Source organism: Spirosoma fluminis (assembly GCF_054778895.1).
The window spans coordinates 172,105-190,251 of record NZ_BAAGZD010000013.1 but is presented as its reverse complement, the minus strand read 5'-3'; the positions used below and the strand labels follow the sequence as shown (position 1 = coordinate 190,251).

Genomic DNA, 18,147 nt, shown 5'->3' with positions numbered 1-18,147 from the left:
TTCTTTTTTGATACCAACGACTTTGGACAAACCTACCAGTCTTTGTGCTGAGCTATGTTGGAGAGCTAGTAAAAGAATGTTAACGATACGTAAAAGTTGCCGCTTCGGCGGTCCGCCGAAGCGTCGGCGCAGGGCACGGTTCCCCGCCGGGACCTGCCGTCCGATTTTACAGGCTGTTGTGGACTTTTGCCCGTGTGCAGTGTGTCCTATACAACTGTTTTACATTAATGTTGCTTTTTGCTACACGACTCTCTAAAAGGAAGTGACGGATTTTATCCGAAACGGCAAACTTCCGCTTATTTCGTCGCGGTCTGGCGTTTAAGCGTAATGTTAATACTCAGTTCGGCGGCTATAGGTTGAATTCTACAAAATTGACCGTTCGAGGTCTTCAGCAAATAACGCCGACTAAACGAGTAACGTAGTCGGCGTTATTGTTGGCGTATGCTGTATCCTTATCTGGTACGTGGCAAGCGCTTGTTGAGTTGCTCGATCTGTTTTTCGAGTTGGTCGATCCGCCGATTCTTTTGCTGGTCAGCTTTGGTCAGGCTGATCAGGTGCAGCGTTAACTCTTCGATTTTCTCCAGCAGTTTCGCGTTCAACTGCGTAGCATCAATGCCGGTTTCCATCATTTCATTGGCGGATGGAATACCGGGCAGGTGTTTATTGGCGTTAATGAACCGCTCGACTTCGGCTAGGCTCCGCAGAGAGTAGCCCGGCTCAAAGACGCGGTCACTCCATTCGGCGCTGTTATTCACTTTTACTTTGTAGCGGCTCAGCACTACATCCCCTTGCTCGCTCACAGTCAAAAACTGGTCCGTAGTCCGAACGGCCGGACTAGCGCTGGTTAACCGGCTCAGGCGCAGGCCGCTCTGATCTGCCTGTTCACTCACGACTTCGAGCTTTTGTTGAGGTGCCGAGGTGCCGATACCCACATTGGCCCGACTGCCCAGCACCAAGGCATTGCTGGTTAGCACCTTAGCGTTGGCGCCGATGGCCGTAGCGTTGGTCAGGGCCACCCCTTCGCCAACCGCGTTCGATCCGATCAATGTATTGTCGCTGCCCTCGTCGCCAAACAACCCGGCCCCGACCCCGATACCGATGTTCCGATCACCGCGCCGGTTACGTCCGCCGGTGTTGTAGCCCATAAAGACGTTGTCGGACCCATCAATGTTCAGTTGGCCGATCTGGTAGCCGACGAACGTATTTCGACTCCCAACGGTGTTGGGCAGGCCCGCCCGACAGCCGACAAAGGTGTTCTGGGTACCCGAGGTTGTTCCCTGCCCCGCCTGAAATCCGACAAAGGTGTTTGATCCTCCTCCGCTGGCCTCGGCCGTGTTCAATCCAACAAATACCGTTACGTTGTTGGAGGCAGTGCGCATGTTCAAGGGTTCCGCGTCCTGGGTGATAATCTGCTGAGAAAACCCAGCGGTACAAGTGCTTAGTAAAAGGGCTGCGGTAAAGGAATGCTTCATGGGGATTGAATTTGATAATACCCGGTCTACTTAACGAATACCGGAGATTCGTTACGCTGCAAAGTACAAAAATAGAGAACCCTAGTTACTATACACCCGGCCTATTCTAGGCAGAATAGGCTATGCTAGGCAGCGAATCGGTTCGACGCAACCGAATTACCGCTACTTGGCCAAAACGCGTATCTTTGCGGTTGATCTATTGCTTATGAACGCCCTCTTCGCCAACGAACTCTTTCGCCAGAGTATTCACGACTACCACCTCACCGACCACGTTGATACGCCCATAAAGAATCCGTATGCCCCTGACGATGTCGCCTTTCTGCTGTATCTGAAGAACTGGATCGATACAGTGCAGTGGCACCTGGAAGACATTATCCGCAGCCCAACCATCCAGCCGGATGAGCTGGTTGCCATCAAGCGCCGAATCGACCAATCCAATCAGGACCGTACGGATACGGTCGAACGCATTGACTCATATTTTGACGGACTGTTCCGGAGCATTACGCCAAAGCCGGGGGCCCGCATGAACTCGGAGACACCGGCCTGGCTCCTCGACCGTATGTCGATCCTGCAACTGAAATTGTACCACTTCCGCGAACAAACCGAACGGCCCGAGGTCTCTGCTGACCATCGCCGGAATGCCCAGCAGAAACTCCTTGTCCTGCAGGAACAGGACCTGGACCTGGCCCGCTGCTTCGATGAGCTGCTCGAAGACATCCATACCGGTAACCGGTACATGAAAGTCTACCGACAGATGAAGATGTACAATGATCCAACGCTCAATCCGGTTCTGTACGGGCAAGCCTAGACGATCGTCCATCCATTGAGTAAACACCTTCTTTTACTGCGTTTTTCGGCCATGGGCGACGTCGCCCTGCTGGCCCCGGTTGTGCAAGCCTTTACCCAGCGCTACCCCGACGTATCGGTTACGGTGGTTACCCGGGCGAAGTTCGGCGTTTTTTTCGCGCCTTTTCCCAATGTCTATATCGTTGGGGCCGACTTTGAGGATCGTCACAAGGGATTGCCGGGTTTGGTCCGTTTATTCACCGAGCTTCGTCAGGTCGGCCCGTTTTCGGTGGTTGTCGATGCGCACCAGAATCTGAGGTCCGCCGTTTTAAAAGCCTTATTCCGGCTGATCGGCGTTACGTCCGTTACCATTGACAAAGGCCGGGCTGAGAAGAAAGCCCTCACGCGTAAAGATCATAAAATCCGAAAACCGCTTCTGCACAGCGTTGAGCGGTACGCCCGAGCGTTCGATCAGGCCGGTTTCAGCGTCCAGCCCGCCCGCCCGTTTCAGTTCCCCCAATTTTCATCCGCTGAAAACGAGGTACAGACGTTCCTGGAACGTCACTCGATCCAGCCTGGTTCATCCTGGCTGGGCATTGCTCCATTTGCGCAGCACACCCAGAAGATGTGGCCTTTTGAGCGATTCGCTCCGCTACTCGACCGGCTGGTTCAGCGTCGGCCGCTCACGATTTTTTTGTTTGGCGGGGGTGCGGCAGAGATTGCGCAGCTGGAGACGTTACGTCAGCGGTTTCCGCAAACAATTCTGGTGGCTGGTCAGCTTTCGCTGACGGCTGAACTCACGCTGATTCGTCGGCTGAACGGTATGCTGTGCATGGATTCGGGCAATATGCACATGGCCGCCTTAAGTGGCGTACCCGTTTTATCGATATGGGGATCTACCCACCCCGACGCCGGATTCGGCCCCTGGGGACAGGATGATGAGGCTATTCTGCACGTTTCGCCGGCCGAACTGACCTGCCGTCCCTGTTCCGTATTTGGCAGCAAACCCTGCTGGCGGGGCGATCTGGCGTGCTTACACTGGATTTCCGTTGATACGGTGGCCGAACGCGTTGACAGACTGCTGACTACGTAGTCCCTGGCCTTTAATCGAAGTTTTTCTTTTTCCGCAACTCTTTGATCTCGAAGTCGAACGAGAGGTCGTTCATGCAGCGAAAATGCTTCATGGGGCAGTTGCTGAAGCCGCTCGGCGAACAGGGCCGACAGGCCAGGCCCTGCTTTTCCAACCGGACGTAGGGAGTTTTATAGGGATAATTGCCCAGTTGGGGCGTCGTACTGCCCCAGATCGAATAGACCTTCTTGCCGAATGCCGCAGCAATGTGCATCAGGCCCGTATCGTGACTGAACACCACCCGCGCGCGCTGAAGTAACGAAGCCGACTGATTAATGTTAAACTGCCCACAGGCGTTGTACACGTACCGGCTGCCGAGCGCCCGCACCACCGCATCCCCCTGCGGCCGGTCGGCTTTGTCGCCCAGCAACACAATGGGGTGATTGATTTTGCGGCATAGACTGATGATTCGTGGGACTGGCAATCGCCTGGTCAGGTGCTGTCCGCCAATGGCGTAGGCGACAAAATCATGCTGATGGGTGGGTGGCAGCCAGTCGGTTTCTACCTCATCCTTGTACGGAATAAAATAATCTACTCCTTTTTCGTCGTTCGTGACCCCGAGTTCATGGAGCGTGGTCATGTACCGGTCGACGACATGCTGGGTGGGCATGGCGTTGATTTTCCAGCGCACATAAAGCCACCGGCGGAACGAATGCGTTTCTACGCTGAACGACCGAACGCGAAGGGCCGCTTTGATCAGGCCAGTCAGCCAGGTATTTTGCAGATCGATTACGTAATCAAACTGCTCGGCCCGCAACTGGCGAATCAACCGATAGAGGTTCCCATTCAGGTAATGGCACTTATCGATGTAGGGATTGTAGGCAACCAGCAGCTGGTAGTCCTGACCCGTGCAGAAATGCACCTCGGCCTGGGCAAGCTGCTGCTTCACACACCGGATGACAGGCGTTGTCAACACGATATCGCCGATGGACGCAAACCGTAGAATCAGGAGTTTAGTTGAAGCAGCCATACATCTTTTTTGCAAAATTATTTCATTTACCACGGCCCGCCAAACCGTTTAATAGACCCACCCACGGGGTTTGATCGGTGTTCGGTACTGACTGTTTTCGCAGGGCACACAGGCCGACGGCTGGGGTACGGATACGGGCATCGTTACGTCGGGTATTCCCTGCCCGCCACTCCGATCGACATAGACAGTCTGCTCCGATATGCCCGTCGCGCCAAAGTATCCGTAAACCATTTCGTTGGGATTACTTACGCACCCCAGGTTCCCCTGCACCGGAGTTGGAGCCGCATCGAACAGGCCGCCGGTATTATTGACCAACTGACGAACGCTCTTCCAGAATGCGTAGGCTCCTTTGCTGATCGCCTGCTGCTGTACTTCCAGATAATACCGGGACGTCGACGTGTACGGCACCTGCGTAATGAGCTGACGGCTAATGGCCTGCCCGTTTATATTCGCGTCCGAGTTCACGCTGATGCAGTTGTAGCAACGGGTAATGTCCCAGCACTCGGAGCAGCAATTACGACCGCTCACCGAACCATCGCGCGCCTGAATAATCTGGCACACGTCAATGAATTCATAGTGGGTCCAGAGCCAGCGGTAATAATTTCCGGTGGTTTCGGGGTCTTTGGTGTCCAGCAATACGTCCCAGCTTTGTTTGCGGGAATTTGTATTCGGAACGGCTTCGTTGCGGTATTCGGTATACAGCTTCGTGATGGGAGGTGCCGCCGTTAAGACTTCCGTATCGGATTCGTAGCGGACACCGGCTTTGGTCTGTATAGTCAGCTTATAGCTGCGGCCCGCCACACCCCGAATACCGGTTGCCGAACTGGTATAGATGCCCCCTGCGCCAAGCTCGCGCAGAATCTCGCGGTTGCCCAGGTTATCTTCGATGGTGACCACGGCCCCCGTTTCCAGCAGGTTCAGGCTGCGGATGGAGTAGTTGGCCGTGCGGGTAAGCTTGACTGTATAGGGACCGGGCTGGTCGGTGATCTGGCCTTCTACCACCAAGGCCGGTGGCAGGCTGAGCGTATCGGGCTGGTACTCCGTTACGCAGCCAATAAGGCCCGCTAACACGATCCAGACGACCGATACTCGTTTACTGATTTGTCTGATAAATGGTTGACTAGGTTGCATATAGATTAATCGTTCCACCAGCGTGGTTTAGTCGAGGTTCAGTACAGATTGTTTTCGCAGGTGTAAGGACCGGGCTGGTCAGTAATCTGGCCTTCGACGATCAGCGATGGGGCCAGGCGCAGCGCATCGGGCTGGTGCTCCGTCACGCAGGACAGCACCAGAACCAGATTCGCCAGAGCATAAAAGACCGATCGCAGCCGACGCATAGTTAAAACTTGAAGTTGTAAGTCAGCGACGGGAAAACAGTGCCAAAGATCGACAGCTTATAGGCATCGTTCAGGGCCCGGTTGTTCAGTCGGTAGAAAACTGAATACGCATTTTTGCGGGCGTACACATTGTACACGGAGAAGACCCAACTGCTCTGGTTACGCTTTTTCTTAGCTGGATTCGGTTCGAATAACATCGAGAAATCGAGCCGGTGATAGTCAGGAATGCGCTGCTGATTCCGATCGATATAAATCGGTACGTATACGCCGTTTATCAAGGCCCGGGCGTAAGGTTGCGTGATCGGTCGGCCGGTGCTGTACGTAAAATTTAAGGACAGGCTGAACCAGGCCAGGGGCCGGTAGGTGGCCAGTACGTTCAGGGTGTGGGGTTTATCGTAATTAGCGGGGTAGGCACGGCCGTTGTTCACCCGTTCTTCGGCATAAGGGCTATTCATGGCCAGGAACGTACGGGCGTAGGTGTAGCTGACAAAACCGGTCCAGCGCCCTTTATTCTTGCGTAATAGTCCCTCCAGCCCGTATGCCTGACCGTTGCCCTGCACGATCTGCGTCTCTACGGCTTCGGCCAGTTGCAGTTCTGCCCCGTCGCGGTAGTCAATGGCGTTGGCAATCGACTTATAATAAACTTCTCCCGAAATTTCCAGGGCATTATCCTGGGTGTTCCGGAAATACCCAATGGACCACTGATCGGCAATTTGCGGTTTGGTGTACGTATCGCTCAGGTGCCAGCGCGAGGTGGGCAAAGCGGCCGTGGTGTTGGTCACCTGCTGGATGTACTGCCGCAGTCGGCTATACCCGGCCTTAATGGCTTTTCCCTCCCCGACCGACCAGCGAATGGCCAGGCGAGGCTCTATGCCACCAGCGGCATTGTAAATCTTGCCCGCTCCGTACGGCTGGATGGACGCTACGGTTTCATCCTGTTGGGGTCCCCCTTCCTGGTACCTGCGCACATTGGCGGGTCCCCGGTTGAGTAAGGCCGAATACCGCAGCCCGGCCAATACCGATACGTTCGGATTTACGTTCCACTCGTCCTGTACGTAGGCGGCCAATTCGTACGCCCGTTCGCGGGCCAGATCAATCGGCAAGACGTTCGAGGCCGGGCCCGGAATCCGCGAGTTGGGCTGAATGTCGTAGTCGATGGCGCTGATTCCAGCCTGCCACTGGTGCCTGTCGTTCGGGGTGTACGTTACGTCGGACTTGACCTGTCGGTGCCACACACCCGATTTCAACTGGAAAGCATTGGCCGAATCCGGAGCTGACAGATCCGCCTGGTACCGACTCAGGATCAACGCCGTTGCTACGTTCACCTGCCGGTTGACGAAGTAATTCCAGCGGGCCACGCCGTTCAGGGTCTGGTACGCGAATCGGGTAGACGATGCGTTGATTTCCTGACCCGACAGCGAATCGGAGGCTAACTTGAACACATCAGTGCTCATGTAACCCGTAAACGTAAAGGTGTGCCGCTCGCTGGGCTGGTATTTCAGCTTGGTAGTCAGGTCGTAAAAATTAGCTTTAGTATCCCGCAGACCGGGCGGGGTGAGCTTGAACAGAAAGTCGTTGAACGAAGCGCGGGCAGCCGCCAGAAATGAAAGCTTATTTCGGATAATCGGCCCTTCGACACCGAGTCGGCTCGAAATAATGCCGATGCCGCCATTGATACCCCACTTTTCGACATCGGGCTCTTTGATTTTTACGTCCAGCACCGACGAAGCCCGCCCGCCGTATGCCGCAGCTACCCCACCCCGATTTAAGGTTACGTCGCGGACCACGTCGGGATTAAAAACCGAGAAAAAGCCCATCAGGTGGCTCGAATTAAACACGGGCGCGTCGTCGAACAAGATCAGGTTCTGATCCGTACTCCCCCCTCGTACATTAAAGCCGGGCGCCCCTTCGCCAACGGTGGTTACGCCCGGCAGCAGCAGCAAACTCCGGACAACGTCGACTTCGCCCATCAACGGCGGAATTCGCCGAATGCTCCGGATCGAGAGCTGCGATACGCCCATTTCCACTTTGCGCACATTCCGGTCGGGGGCTTCGCTGGTGACGACGACCTCCTCCAGGTCTTTGGAATCATCTTCCATCCGGATTTCCCGAAACAGTAATTTCTGCAAGGATATGGTATCCTGAACGGGCCGGTAGCCGACGTGCGTAAACCGGAGTATATAGTTGCCCGGCGCTAAGGTCACGATGTAAAAGCCGTCTTTGGCCGTTACGTAGCCTTTGGAAACGTTCAGAACAACAATATTGACGCCCTGAATCGGTTTACCCGTTTTAGCATCCCGTACGTAACCGGAGGTCGAAAATACGGTGCGTGTTTTTTCCGGACCGTCTTTCGATTGTGCGTTTGCTTTATCGAGAAAGCACGGCAACAGAGCCAGTAAAAAGAGGAATCGCATACAAAGGTTTAGGAAGCACAAAGGCAATGGGAAGCGTGGTACCGGATCGAGTTGGTCTGCCTGTAGTATAAAGGCAGACCAACGTTAATTTACTGATAATTCACTACTAGTTTACTACTTTATAATACCCTCTTAATCTGGCATTACGTATCATCCGCGGCCAGGCCGTCGGCAGGAATCAGCTTTGGGCGCGTATCTGTTGCCGACGCTGTTCCAAATACGCACCCATCTCGGCCAGCGAAAGTGCGTTAAACGTCATGGGTTTCGTCAAGCCTCCTTTTCGGCCAATGGCCACCCCGTAGTGCATATCCAGTAAACCGGCCAGGTCATGCGCGTCGGGGTTGATGCTCAACAGCACGCCCTGTTCCATCGCATAGTCGATCCAGCGCCAGTCGATGTCGAGCCGGTAGGGACTGGCGTTAATTTCAATAACGACCTGGTGTTCCGCGCAGGCGTCGATAACGACCCGGTGATCAATCGGGTAGCCTTCGCGGGCTAACAGCAGGCGGCCGGTTGGATGCCCCAGAATGGTCGTATACGGATTTTCAATAGCGCGGAGTAAGCGGGTTGTCGCTTTTTCGAGCGACATCGTCAGCGTCTGGTGAACCGAAGCCACTACGTAGTCGAACGTAGCGAGTGTGGCATCGTCGTAGTCCAGTGAACCATCGCTCAGAATATCTGATTCAATGCCTTTAAAGATGCGAAAATCCGGCCCAAAACCAGCGTTGAGCGCATCGATCTCGACCTGCTGCTGACGCACCCGGTCGATGTCCAGACCGTTGGCGTAGGTGGCGGTTTTCGAATGATCGGCAATTCCGAAATACGTCAGTCCCAGCGTCCGGCAGTAGGCTGCCATATCGGCCACCGACTGCTTGCCATCCGACCAGGTGCTGTGGTTGTGGAGCGTTCCCCGCAGGTCGTCCCAGGTAACCAGCTCGTCGTTCCGGTGCCGACTGGCCCACCGAAACGCGAACTCATCTTCGCGCATTTCGGGCACAATGTACGGCAGCCCGGCCCGCTGGTAAATGGCCTCTTCGGCAACGTCGGAGCTTGTGTACGCAGCCTGTAGCAACGTAACACCCGAGCTACCCGCCTGTTGCAGATGCGGCTCGTCGGCCGTATGGATGAACAGTTGGCGATCCAGCTCCTGAGCCGGAAATAGCAGAAGTTCAACCCCTACATCAAAGCCTTTCAACTGCCCCCGCCAGGCAAACGGCGACGAGGCAACCTCGTTCTGCTCCAGGTTCGGCATACCCTTCAGGGTGAGCATGGCCGACAGCGGGTCGCTGGTCTGGATCAGCAGTTGCACCGTATCGACCTCCTGCGCCTTCCGCCGAACCTGTCCGCTGATCTCCACGCGGTCGAAATGGGGGGTCAGCTCATCGTGCAAAAGGTTGGCGATCATGGCGGCTTTGTCCATGCGCACTTTTCCCTGCTGCTCCTGCAAAAACTCCAGCGCGGCCAGTATTTTTTCCTGTGTGTTCGCGCCAAACCCTTTGATTTTGGCAATCTGTCCCGATTCGCAGGCCGTCTGCAAATCACGCAGGTTATCGATACCAGCCTCGTGCCAGATGGTTCGGATCTTTTTTACCCCCAGCCCTTTGATCCGAAACATGTCCATCACGCCCTGCGGAGTTTGGGCCAGCAACTCGTCAAGCTCGGTGAGGTGGCCCGTTTCGGCAATTTCGCGGATTTTCTGAGCAACGGATTTGCCGACCCCCTGTAGCTTGACTAACTCCTCCACTGGCAGATTGGCCAGGTCGGCGATCGATTTATCCAGGTTGAAAGCGGCCGTCTGGAAACTTCGGGTGCGGAAGGCATCCCGGTCGTGGAGTTCCAGCAACCGGCCGGTCAGTTCGAGCAGGTCAACGATTTCGGAATTGGTCATGTATACAGAACAGTTTACTCCGCAAATTAGCCAATTGGTCGGACTTCGCAGGTCAGACAAAGGCAAACCCGCTAGTTTCAGGCCATAATTCCATTTCCGCTATGTTCGTTACGTTCCTACCCCGCCTATCGGTTTTATCCATGTAAGTGCCGCTTTAGTCGCCTTCATATTTGGCACCCTGACCTTCTGCACACTTACCCAAAGGCTCGCTACAGCATAAGCGAATCGGCTATATCTACGTAGCGGCTATGGTACCCGTTAACGCAACTGCTTCTCTGATCTACGATCTGTACGGCAAGTTTGGCCCTTTTCACGGGCCGGCTGTCTGGAGTAATGTCAGTATTCTGGCCGCTATGGTTCCCGTTTTAGCCAATCGGCCGGGCAACGGCAAATGGCTGCATATGCACTTCGCCTTTATGAATTGGTTGGTCGTTGGATTATATGCCGCCTTCTGGGCCGAAACCCTGGTTCGTTTTTTCCAATAAGGTATTTCTGGCCATTGGTGTTATTGGCCAAGCTCAACACTGTTCTCGTGGTGGTATACTGATCAGGCGCCATCAGGCCCGTTTTCTGACCAGGTATCAGCCCACGGCGAAGGGTATCGCTCCGCCCCTCACCGCATAAACGCAAGAAAACTAAAACCCGGTTGACCTCCTCGAACGAAGGGTCAACCGGGCATTTGAAGTATTCGTCAGATAATTGAATTACAACCTATGGCTCACCAAGCTAACGGGGTAAACGTTGGCAACCTAGCGATCAATCATTTTTTGGGCCTGTTCAGAGTAGCGCTCTCCCAACACATTAATCGCCGAAACGGCTTCTGTAATCGCCTTGAGGTCATCCTGGCTAAACACAATCTCGACTGATCCACTATTTTCGTCTAACCGAGACAATTTTGTCGTACCCGGAATGGGAACGATCCAGGGTTTCTGGGCCAGGAGCCAGGCCAGGGCAATTTGAGCGGGTGTAGCCGACGAGCCAGCAGCCTTACGTTCGCCTGCCATCCTGCCCAGCAAATCCACTAACGCCTGGTTGGCTTTTCGGTTTTCCTCCGAGAAACGGGGAACCGTGTTCCGGAAATCGGTTTTGTCGAAGGTCGTGTCCGCGTCGATTTTGCCGGTCAGAAACCCTTTTCCCAGCGGGCTAAACGGCACAAAGCCAATGCCCAGTTCGTCCAGAACGGGCAAAATCTGTTCTTCGGGTTCGCGCCACCACAGCGAGTATTCACTTTGCAGGGCCGTAACCGGCTGCACGGCATTCGCCCGACGAATGGTCTCAACTCCGGCTTCCGACAATCCAAAGTGTTTTACTTTGCCTTCCTGAATCAGGTCGCGGACTGTACCAGCTACATCTTCAATCGGTACGTTCGGGTCGACGCGGTGCTGATAGAACAGGTCGATTACGTCGGTTTTGAGCCGTTTCAGCGACGCTTCGGCAACGGCCCGTATATTCTCGGGACGGCTATCCGCGCCTAAGGCGGGTTTACCTTCTTTGAACCCAAATTTTGTGGCAATGACTACGTCCCTGCGGAATGGTGCTACGGCTTCGCCCAGTAGTTCTTCGTTGGTGAACGGCCCGTAAGCCTCCGCTGAATCAAAGAACGTAATACCCCGTTCAAAAGCAGAACGAATCAACGTAACAGCATCTGCTTTAGCCATTGCGTCCCCATACCCAAAGCTGATCCCCATACAACCCAAACCCAGGGCTGATACTTCCAGGCCGCTTTTACCTACTGTTCTTGTTTTCATAAATGTTGATCTATTTCAGATAGTTACTGGAAAGCAGGCACTGCCTGGCGTTCGTTTCGGCTTCTTTTTTGCTGTCAACTGTTGGATACAACCTAACTTTCAAAACTAACCCATGCTGGTCCTGGCAATAGTGATGTCCCAAACGGGCTACCGGGTCAATGTTTGATAACGTGGGTGTCGCGCACACTGCTGAAGGTCAAGGCTAACAATTTCCAGGTATTCGCCTGCTTTTTATAGACTTCGGTGACCGTGAACTCCGTCTTTGCCTCATTGCCCCGAACCAGGGCTTCCAGCGTAATGCGACTCCAGATAATGGCCGTGTCCTCAAAAAGCTCCACCGCCGTATCGTGCACATCCGCTTTCCGATACCAGATGCTGCCGGTTTTGATAATGTCGAGTTCTTCGTTCTTTTTCCAGGTGCCACTCATGTGAACAAATTTTGACTCGTCATCGAAAAGCTGACTCAGCGTTTCGATATTCTTGTCGGCCATCCACTGCCACTTTTGTCCAGAAAGCGTTATTACCTCCTGTTCGGCATTGGTCGTTGAAGAACTCGTCTGGGCAGCGGCTGACAGGGTGCCCAAACCAAGAAAACATAGGCCAAGAATAAACACTTTCATACTGTCCTTCAACGGTTTATACCGATTTAATGAATTCATTTGTTCCTTGAGTTTAAGTGTTAGGTTTGTGGGTTCCCGACCAGTTGGCCATAGCCGGGTTCCGATGGTCGAAGAACAGGCCGCCCCACGGCTTCTTCATTGCCGTACGAAGCCGCCGTATCGATCAGCCGATAGCCCGTTGCGATGGCATCAGGTACGCTTCGTTCGCATTCCGCAGCGTCGGGAACCTGAAAGACCCCAAATCCGAGCATTGGTATCCGGACATCCTTGTTCAACTGGACCGTTTGTATTGTTTACTTCGTTTGACAGGACAAAGGTCAGGGTTTCTGTTTCCCGGAATGGTATACAGATTACGGATATGTCTACCAATATTACTGACTAAGGAAAGCCCTTCAGGCCAGAGGTGAATAAAGCGCTAATTTTGACCGGAGATACACCAATAGCGACATGGACACCCTGCGACGGTTTGAGACAGTAAACGATTACAACGCCTTCAATAATAATGAAACACGCCACCCACTAGTGAGTGTGGTTGACTTATCCAAGGCCGATCCAAGACAAGCCTCCAACATGTATTTTGGGTTTTATACCATTTTTCTGAAAGAAGTAAAATGCGGTGATCTGCGATATGGTCGACAAACGTATGACTATCAGGAAGGAACGCTGGTATTCATTGGCCCCGGGCAGGTCGTCAGCGTTGATAGCACCGGAGAAACGTATCAACCTAAAGGCTACGCGGTCGTCTTTCACCCGGATCTGATTTACGGAACTCCCCTTGGCCGACATATGCAGGACTACTCATTTTTCGGCTATGAATCCAACGAAGCCTTGCATTTATCCGAACGCGAACGAAAGATTGTGTTGGATTGTCTCTCAAAAATTGACTATGAATTGGAACATGCCGTTGATAAACACAGTAAGCGATTGATTGTCTCTAACATCGAGCTGTTACTGAATTACTGCGTCCGCTTTTACGACCGCCAGTTTATCACTCGGGATACCGTTCATCAGGGCGTTATCGAACGGTTCGAGACTTTATTGAACGAATATTATCAGACCGATAAACCGCAAACGCTTGGTTTGCCTTCGGTTGCGTACTGTGCCAGCGAAATGAACTTATCAGCCAACTATTTTGGCGATCTGGTAAAAAAAGAAACCGGCAAGACGGCGCAGGAGTTTATTCAGATGAAGGTGATGGACGTGGCTAAAGAACAGATCTTTGACCCTAGTAAATCCGTTAGCCAGATAGCCTATGACCTGGGTTTTAAATACCCCCAGCATTTTATCCGGTTGTTTAAACAGCGCGTCGGCCAATCGCCCAACGAATACCGCCGAACCGCCATTGCGGATGCCAGATCTAACTAAGCGGTACGTTGGTGCGCAGATTATTCAGCTTCATCAAATCATAAACGCCTGACATGACCGATAAACGCAGCCTATTGAATCAGAATAAAATGCAGACCACTGCTCATGGCAACGGTTTTTGGCCGGGGCGATTCCTGGCGGTTATCCTGCTGATCGAGTTATTGGCGGGCCCTGCTTTTAGCCAATCCAAAACGCAGATGGTACGTATTGCCAGAATCGTAGTTGACCCGGCGCAGCTCGAACCTTACAAAGCGGCCCTCAAAGAAGAAATTGAAGCGTCGGTACGCCTTGAGCCCGGTGTATTGACCTTATACGCTACGTCGGAGAAAGATAACCCTACCCATATCACGATTCTAGAAATCTACGCCGATTCCAGTGCGTATAAGGCGCACATTCAGACGCCCCATTTTCTCAAGTACAAAACCGGTACCCAGAAGATGGTTAAGTCGCTGGAATTGATTGACACGGTTCCGCTCATCCCCACGATGAAAATTAAAGAGTAAGAATTCGTGCGTATTGCCAACCAGGGAATTTCAAATTCAGGTGAAGCGTAGCAGGTTTATACGCGCCCGTAAACACAGCGCGCCGGAACCGATCAGATCGGTTCCGGCGCGCTGCGTATTGGCACCCCGTCTTAAATCCGCTTGTCCAGCTCGGGCCGGAAAGGTTGATTGTAAAAACGCCTGCCCTTGTTTTTGTACAAGGCATTGGCCACGGCCCCAAACACCGGCGGGAAGGGCGGTTCGCCTAAACCGGTTGGGTCGATGTCGTTTTCTACGAAGTGAACCTCAATTTGTTTGGGAGCCTCGTTATGACGAATCATCCGGTAGTTGTTAAAATTGTTTTGCTCGGCAGTTCCGTTTTTATGCGTCAGAGCCCCGTAAAACGCATTGCCGATACCATCGACCACGGCACCCTGCACCATGTTGGTTGCCGATTCGGGGTTCACCACAATGCCGCAGTCCATCGCGCTGAATACGCGTTCCACGTAAGGCTCGCCATCGCGGGTAACCATATCCACTACGTGGGCTGCGTAGGAGTTATGGCAGAAATAAGCCGCTACCCCCCGGTTATACTTCTCATGGCCGGTCTTGTTCCAGCCCGATTTATCACGTACCAGCGTCAAAACACCCGCGTAGCGATCAGGGTCATACTCGTTGTTTTTGCCGACTGGATTTTCTTTAGCCCGTTTCAACAGCTCCAGCCGGAACTCGATGGGATCTTTACCCATAGCCTCGGCCACTTCATCCAGAAAGGATTGTTCAGCGGCTGCGTTGAAGTTGGAGCGCGGGGCCCGGAAGGCACCAATGGTAATGTTGGATGGAATCTCCCAGCCTTCAGCCAGGTAGTTATCCACGGCCCCGGCCGGAAACCGGTTGGCGTGGATGGGATGCTCTGGAATACCCCCTCCTTTCACATGAAAGGCGATCAGGTTTTTATCGGCATCCAGGGCGGCCCGATACGTTGCCGTGTACATGGGGCGGTAGATGCCATAGGTCATATCATCTTCGCGGGTGTAGATGAGCTTGATCGGCGCCTTCACTTTCTTGGAAATCAGAGCCGCTTCGGTGATGTAATGATTATACGCTCTTCGCCCAAAGCCGCCACCCATGCGCGTCATCTGAATCTCAATCTTGTCGGCCGGAAGATTTAAGATTTTCGATAACGTTGGTTCGATCCAGCCTGGTCCCTGCAATGGCCCGGCCAACAGCGCTTTTTCATCCGTCACATGAGCAAAAAAATTCATTGGCTCCATGCAGTTGTGCGCTAAAAAAGGGGCTGTGTACGTACGTTCGATCACCTGAGCCGCTGTTTTAAACGCTGTTTCGGGGTCGCCGTCTTTCCGTAGTTGCTGAGCCGGTTTCTTCGCGTATTCCTGCATTTTTTCCAGTTGAGCGCTTGTGCTTTCAAGGCCCCCCGGCACAGTAATTTCCCGCTTACCAATGGTATCTTTAGTATCACCAGCAGGCTCCCATTGTGCGTTCAATTTTTTGCGGGCGTTCATCACCTCCCAGGTCGTTTTGCCCACCACAACCAGCAAATCGTTGAACGTACGCGTATCGAAACCGGCTTGCTCGAAGCCGTCTTCATACAATTTCAGTCTGAACACATCCTTGATACCCGGCATTTTGAGGGTCTGCGACGCATCGAACGACTTAAGTTTCATGCCAAAGGCGGGCGGATGCTGAATCATGGCAATCAACATACCACTGGCGCGGTAGTCCAGCCCAAAGAGGGGTTTGCCGGTCACAACCTTGAGGCCTTCGACATTCTTTTTGGCGCTTCTGACAATGGTAAAGTCTTTAGGCGATTTTAGTTTTACGCCTTTCGGCACCGCCAGCGTAGCGGCTTTACTGGCCATTTCGCCGAAGTTCGCCAATTTTCCGCTCGAATGGTGCAGGACACCCGCTTGGGTCGTCACTTCACCGACGGGCACGTTCCAGGCTTGGGCGGCTGCTTCGCACAGCATCTGCCGGGCAGCGGCCCCGGCTTCGCGAAGGGGTTTCCAATACATTCGAACCGAATTACTGCCACCCGTAAACTGCGGTCCCAGTTTCGCGTTGTCGTGCGGCCCCATCTCAACGACTACGTTCTTCCAGTCGGCATCCAGTTCTTCGGCCACCATCATCGGCAGCGAGGTCATTACGTTCTGCCCAAACTCCGGGTTCGGGCAGATGAGCTTGATCACATTGTCGGGCGTAATCTGAATATAGCCGGTCAGTTGAGCCCACTGCTCCGGCAGGTTTAGAGCCTCTAATTTATCGGCGGCTTTCAGGTTCGACAGCCAGCTCACGCTGAGCAGCATGCCCCCACCCGAAAGCAGTGAGGTCTTTAAGAAGGAACGCCTGTTATAGGTTGTTCGGCTTGTTTTCATGGTCAAGGTTCTGGAGTTAACAACAGGTTTCTACTTCTTGGCGGCTGATTTGATGGCGTCTTTGATACGCAGGTACGTACCACAGCGGCAGATATTGCCACTCATGGCAGCATCAATATCGGCGTCGGTAGGATTAGGATTACTTTTCAGCAGGGAGGCCGCGCTCATGATCTGCCCGGACTGACAGTAGCCACACTGGGCTACGTCGTGTTCCAGCCAGGCTTTCTGAACCGGGTGATCACCCTTCGCCGACAAGCCTTCAATCGTCGTAATGGCCTGCTTTCCGATGGCGGAAACGGGTAGTTGACAGGAACGTACCGCCGTCCCGTCCAGATGAACCGTGCAGGCTCCGCACTGTGCAATACCACACCCGTATTTGGTTCCCTGTAAGTCCAGATGGTCGCGGAGTACCCAAAGCATCGGCGTCGCTGGATCGACGTCCACCCGACTGATTTTACCGTTGATTTTTAAGTTAAATGTTGCCACACGTATCGGGTTTAATTTGTTATGTTCATCTGGACGGGACGGTTCGCTAAAGCCAGCGGAACCAGGTTCTATCAACAACTGCTAGCGCTGAATCCGGCAAAGCAAGTACAAATATCTCGTTTAATCGGATTACGCGGGGTATACGGATTACGGATATTGCTACCATTTTTACGGACTCAGCAGGCTACCCCCGGTTTTGTCTATTATAAAGATATCTACGGCTATTTTATAACGTAACGCATTAACCTTTAATTACTTGCCTGCGGTCATTCAGATAACGGCGACTCTTCTCAACGTTGGATGCTGACCAACGGTGCTATTGGCCATGCCCGGCACGGTTGTCCTCATCGGAATCAGCGGTTACCCATTTTTAGGGTAATCCTCAGCTGGAACGTAACACTTTTCCGAACAATGAGTAGTTAGTAAGCGCGGGATGGGAAAGGAAACCGTAAGAAAACCAGTTTTCCCGGCGCGGATACGTGTATGGCGACTATAGTACATTCCTGGGTTAGTGTTATTCATCTGGCAGCTGCGCTAACGGCTATGTTCACTGGAACGTCTATCCTCTTCACGAAGAAAGGAACACCCGTCCACCGGTTTACGGGCCGCGTTTACGTTGCGGCAATGGTGGTGTTATTAGTCACGGCCTTTCAGATTTATTATCTGTTCGGGCGATTTGGAGTCATTCATTGGGGAGCGGTGGGCAGCGTTGGGGCGTTGCTGGTTGGTGTCGGGGCAATAATCGCCCGATCGTCAATGCGCTCCTGGCTCCAATGGCATTACCTTGGCATGGGCGCTTCGGTCACCGGCCTGTATGCCGCCTTCGTCGTCGAAAGTACGTACCGTTTTTTTCCGCCCGCTTATTTCTGGTGGGTAACGATGGGAGCGGCCAATCTGATTTTCGTCATCGGTGGCGTACTTCTTTACCGCCATTATCCACGCTGGGCTGCCGAAACCACTCAGACCACCCATTCGGCATTTCGTCGCGTCAGACAGGCAGTTATCGCCCCCAATGGCGTGGTTCATCAGAAAGTGATTTAAGGAGGCTGATTATCCG

The 18,147-nt window shown here is 53.3% G+C and carries 17 protein-coding genes; 6 read left to right on the top strand and 11 right to left on the bottom strand.

Translation table 11 applies throughout. The annotated features are described in order from the left end of the window. Positions 1 to 452 precede the first annotated feature (452 nt). Entirely contained in the window at positions 453 to 1,472 is a 1,020-nt protein-coding gene (locus tag ACYVBJ_RS16695; RefSeq protein ID WP_460983444.1) for a hypothetical protein, read from the bottom strand. Between the two features lie 205 nt (positions 1,473 to 1,677). Between ACYVBJ_RS16695 and ACYVBJ_RS16690 the strand changes: the two genes are divergently transcribed. Both ACYVBJ_RS16690 and ACYVBJ_RS16685 read left to right on the top strand, forming a co-directional pair. Next, positions 1,678 to 2,280 (top strand): DUF4254 domain-containing protein, encoded by a 603-nt coding sequence (locus tag ACYVBJ_RS16690; RefSeq protein ID WP_460983443.1) that lies wholly within the window; start codon positions 1,678 to 1,680, stop codon positions 2,278 to 2,280. 15 nt (positions 2,281 to 2,295) lie between these two features. Further along, positions 2,296 to 3,351 (top strand): glycosyltransferase family 9 protein, encoded by a 1,056-nt coding sequence (locus tag ACYVBJ_RS16685; RefSeq protein WP_460983442.1) that lies wholly within the window; start codon positions 2,296 to 2,298, stop codon positions 3,349 to 3,351. Positions 3,352 to 3,361: 10 nt separating this feature from the next. On the opposite strand, the gene ACYVBJ_RS16680 is transcribed toward ACYVBJ_RS16685, so the two are convergent. From ACYVBJ_RS16680 to ACYVBJ_RS16660, 5 genes are all read right to left on the bottom strand, one after another. Then, positions 3,362 to 4,357, bottom strand: coding sequence for a glycosyltransferase family 9 protein (locus ACYVBJ_RS16680; RefSeq protein ID WP_460983441.1), 996 nt, complete (start codon positions 4,355 to 4,357; stop codon positions 3,362 to 3,364). A 48-nt stretch (positions 4,358 to 4,405) separates the two neighbouring features. Then, on the bottom strand, positions 4,406 to 5,488 hold the full coding sequence (locus tag ACYVBJ_RS16675) for a DUF4249 domain-containing protein (RefSeq protein WP_460983440.1): 1,083 nt from the start codon (positions 5,486 to 5,488) through the stop codon (positions 4,406 to 4,408). Between the two features lie 38 nt (positions 5,489 to 5,526). Then, positions 5,527 to 5,694 carry a hypothetical protein gene (locus ACYVBJ_RS16670; RefSeq protein WP_460983439.1) on the bottom strand — a complete coding sequence of 56 codons (168 nt, stop codon included), beginning with the start codon at positions 5,692 to 5,694 and terminating at the stop codon, positions 5,527 to 5,529. 2 nt (positions 5,695 to 5,696) lie between these two features. Continuing rightward, positions 5,697 to 8,108, bottom strand: coding sequence for a TonB-dependent receptor (locus ACYVBJ_RS16665; RefSeq protein ID WP_460983438.1), 2,412 nt, complete (start codon positions 8,106 to 8,108; stop codon positions 5,697 to 5,699). A 178-nt stretch (positions 8,109 to 8,286) separates the two neighbouring features. Beyond that, the gene (locus ACYVBJ_RS16660; RefSeq protein ID WP_460983437.1) at positions 8,287 to 9,996 is read right to left on the bottom strand and encodes a helix-hairpin-helix domain-containing protein; all 1,710 of its coding nucleotides are present in this window, start codon (positions 9,994 to 9,996) and stop codon (positions 8,287 to 8,289) included. A gap of 248 nt (positions 9,997 to 10,244) precedes the next feature. Between ACYVBJ_RS16660 and ACYVBJ_RS16655 the strand changes: the two genes are divergently transcribed. Next, positions 10,245 to 10,481, top strand: coding sequence for a hypothetical protein (locus ACYVBJ_RS16655; protein WP_460983436.1), 237 nt, complete (start codon positions 10,245 to 10,247; stop codon positions 10,479 to 10,481). 264 nt (positions 10,482 to 10,745) lie between these two features. Here ACYVBJ_RS16655 and ACYVBJ_RS16650 read toward each other — a convergent pair whose 3' ends face one another. From ACYVBJ_RS16650 to ACYVBJ_RS16640, 3 genes are all read right to left on the bottom strand, one after another. After that, complete coding sequence (locus tag ACYVBJ_RS16650) at positions 10,746 to 11,744, bottom strand: aldo/keto reductase (RefSeq protein ID WP_460983435.1); 999 nt, start codon at positions 11,742 to 11,744, stop codon at positions 10,746 to 10,748. A gap of 155 nt (positions 11,745 to 11,899) precedes the next feature. Continuing rightward, positions 11,900 to 12,364, bottom strand: coding sequence for a nuclear transport factor 2 family protein (locus ACYVBJ_RS16645; RefSeq protein ID WP_460983537.1), 465 nt, complete (start codon positions 12,362 to 12,364; stop codon positions 11,900 to 11,902). Between the two features lie 59 nt (positions 12,365 to 12,423). Next, entirely contained in the window at positions 12,424 to 12,615 is a 192-nt protein-coding gene (locus ACYVBJ_RS16640; protein ID WP_460983434.1) for a hypothetical protein, read from the bottom strand. 196 nt (positions 12,616 to 12,811) lie between these two features. Here ACYVBJ_RS16640 and ACYVBJ_RS16635 point away from each other — a divergent pair, with 196 nt between their 5' ends. After that, positions 12,812 to 13,729 carry a helix-turn-helix domain-containing protein gene (locus ACYVBJ_RS16635; RefSeq protein ID WP_460983433.1) on the top strand — a complete coding sequence of 306 codons (918 nt, stop codon included), beginning with the start codon at positions 12,812 to 12,814 and terminating at the stop codon, positions 13,727 to 13,729. A 53-nt stretch (positions 13,730 to 13,782) separates the two neighbouring features. Next, positions 13,783 to 14,232: a putative quinol monooxygenase gene (locus ACYVBJ_RS16630; protein ID WP_460983432.1), complete on the top strand. Its 450-nt coding sequence runs from the start codon at positions 13,783 to 13,785 to the stop codon at positions 14,230 to 14,232. A 131-nt stretch (positions 14,233 to 14,363) separates the two neighbouring features. On the opposite strand, the gene ACYVBJ_RS16625 is transcribed toward ACYVBJ_RS16630, so the two are convergent. Next, positions 14,364 to 16,604 carry a xanthine dehydrogenase family protein molybdopterin-binding subunit gene (locus ACYVBJ_RS16625; protein WP_460983431.1) on the bottom strand — a complete coding sequence of 747 codons (2,241 nt, stop codon included), beginning with the start codon at positions 16,602 to 16,604 and terminating at the stop codon, positions 14,364 to 14,366. A 30-nt stretch (positions 16,605 to 16,634) separates the two neighbouring features. Beyond that, a complete protein-coding gene (locus tag ACYVBJ_RS16620) occupies positions 16,635 to 17,090 on the bottom strand; it encodes a (2Fe-2S)-binding protein (protein WP_460983430.1) in 456 nt (151 codons plus the stop codon). Positions 17,091 to 17,573: 483 nt separating this feature from the next. Here ACYVBJ_RS16620 and ACYVBJ_RS16615 point away from each other — a divergent pair, with 483 nt between their 5' ends. After that, positions 17,574 to 18,131 carry a DUF2306 domain-containing protein gene (locus ACYVBJ_RS16615; protein WP_460983429.1) on the top strand — a complete coding sequence of 186 codons (558 nt, stop codon included), beginning with the start codon at positions 17,574 to 17,576 and terminating at the stop codon, positions 18,129 to 18,131. The last annotated feature ends 16 nt before the right edge of the window (positions 18,132 to 18,147 follow it).

What these genes read in the sequence shown, in the direction of transcription:
- ACYVBJ_RS16660 (WP_460983437.1), bottom strand. Translation starts at nt 9,996, where the DNA reads ATGACCAATTCCGAAATCGTTGACCTGCTCGAACTGACCGGCCGGTTG.
- ACYVBJ_RS16665 (WP_460983438.1), bottom strand. Translation starts at nt 8,108, where the DNA reads ATGCGATTCCTCTTTTTACTGGCTCTGTTGCCGTGCTTTCTCGATAAA.
- ACYVBJ_RS16655 (WP_460983436.1), top strand. Translation starts at nt 10,245, where the DNA reads ATGGTACCCGTTAACGCAACTGCTTCTCTGATCTACGATCTGTACGGC.
- ACYVBJ_RS16650 (WP_460983435.1), bottom strand. Translation starts at nt 11,744, where the DNA reads ATGAAAACAAGAACAGTAGGTAAAAGCGGCCTGGAAGTATCAGCCCTG.
- ACYVBJ_RS16615 (WP_460983429.1), top strand. Translation starts at nt 17,574, where the DNA reads ATGGCGACTATAGTACATTCCTGGGTTAGTGTTATTCATCTGGCAGCT.
- ACYVBJ_RS16635 (WP_460983433.1), top strand. Translation starts at nt 12,812, where the DNA reads ATGGACACCCTGCGACGGTTTGAGACAGTAAACGATTACAACGCCTTC.
- ACYVBJ_RS16630 (WP_460983432.1), top strand. Translation starts at nt 13,783, where the DNA reads ATGACCGATAAACGCAGCCTATTGAATCAGAATAAAATGCAGACCACT.
- ACYVBJ_RS16645 (WP_460983537.1), bottom strand. Translation starts at nt 12,364, where the DNA reads ATGAAAGTGTTTATTCTTGGCCTATGTTTTCTTGGTTTGGGCACCCTG.
- ACYVBJ_RS16625 (WP_460983431.1), bottom strand. Translation starts at nt 16,604, where the DNA reads ATGAAAACAAGCCGAACAACCTATAACAGGCGTTCCTTCTTAAAGACC.
- ACYVBJ_RS16695 (WP_460983444.1), bottom strand. Translation starts at nt 1,472, where the DNA reads ATGAAGCATTCCTTTACCGCAGCCCTTTTACTAAGCACTTGTACCGCT.
- ACYVBJ_RS16670 (WP_460983439.1), bottom strand. Translation starts at nt 5,694, where the DNA reads ATGCGTCGGCTGCGATCGGTCTTTTATGCTCTGGCGAATCTGGTTCTG.
- ACYVBJ_RS16675 (WP_460983440.1), bottom strand. Translation starts at nt 5,488, where the DNA reads ATGCAACCTAGTCAACCATTTATCAGACAAATCAGTAAACGAGTATCG.
- ACYVBJ_RS16690 (WP_460983443.1), top strand. Translation starts at nt 1,678, where the DNA reads ATGAACGCCCTCTTCGCCAACGAACTCTTTCGCCAGAGTATTCACGAC.
- ACYVBJ_RS16640 (WP_460983434.1), bottom strand. Translation starts at nt 12,615, where the DNA reads ATGCTCGGATTTGGGGTCTTTCAGGTTCCCGACGCTGCGGAATGCGAA.
- ACYVBJ_RS16680 (WP_460983441.1), bottom strand. Translation starts at nt 4,357, where the DNA reads ATGGCTGCTTCAACTAAACTCCTGATTCTACGGTTTGCGTCCATCGGC.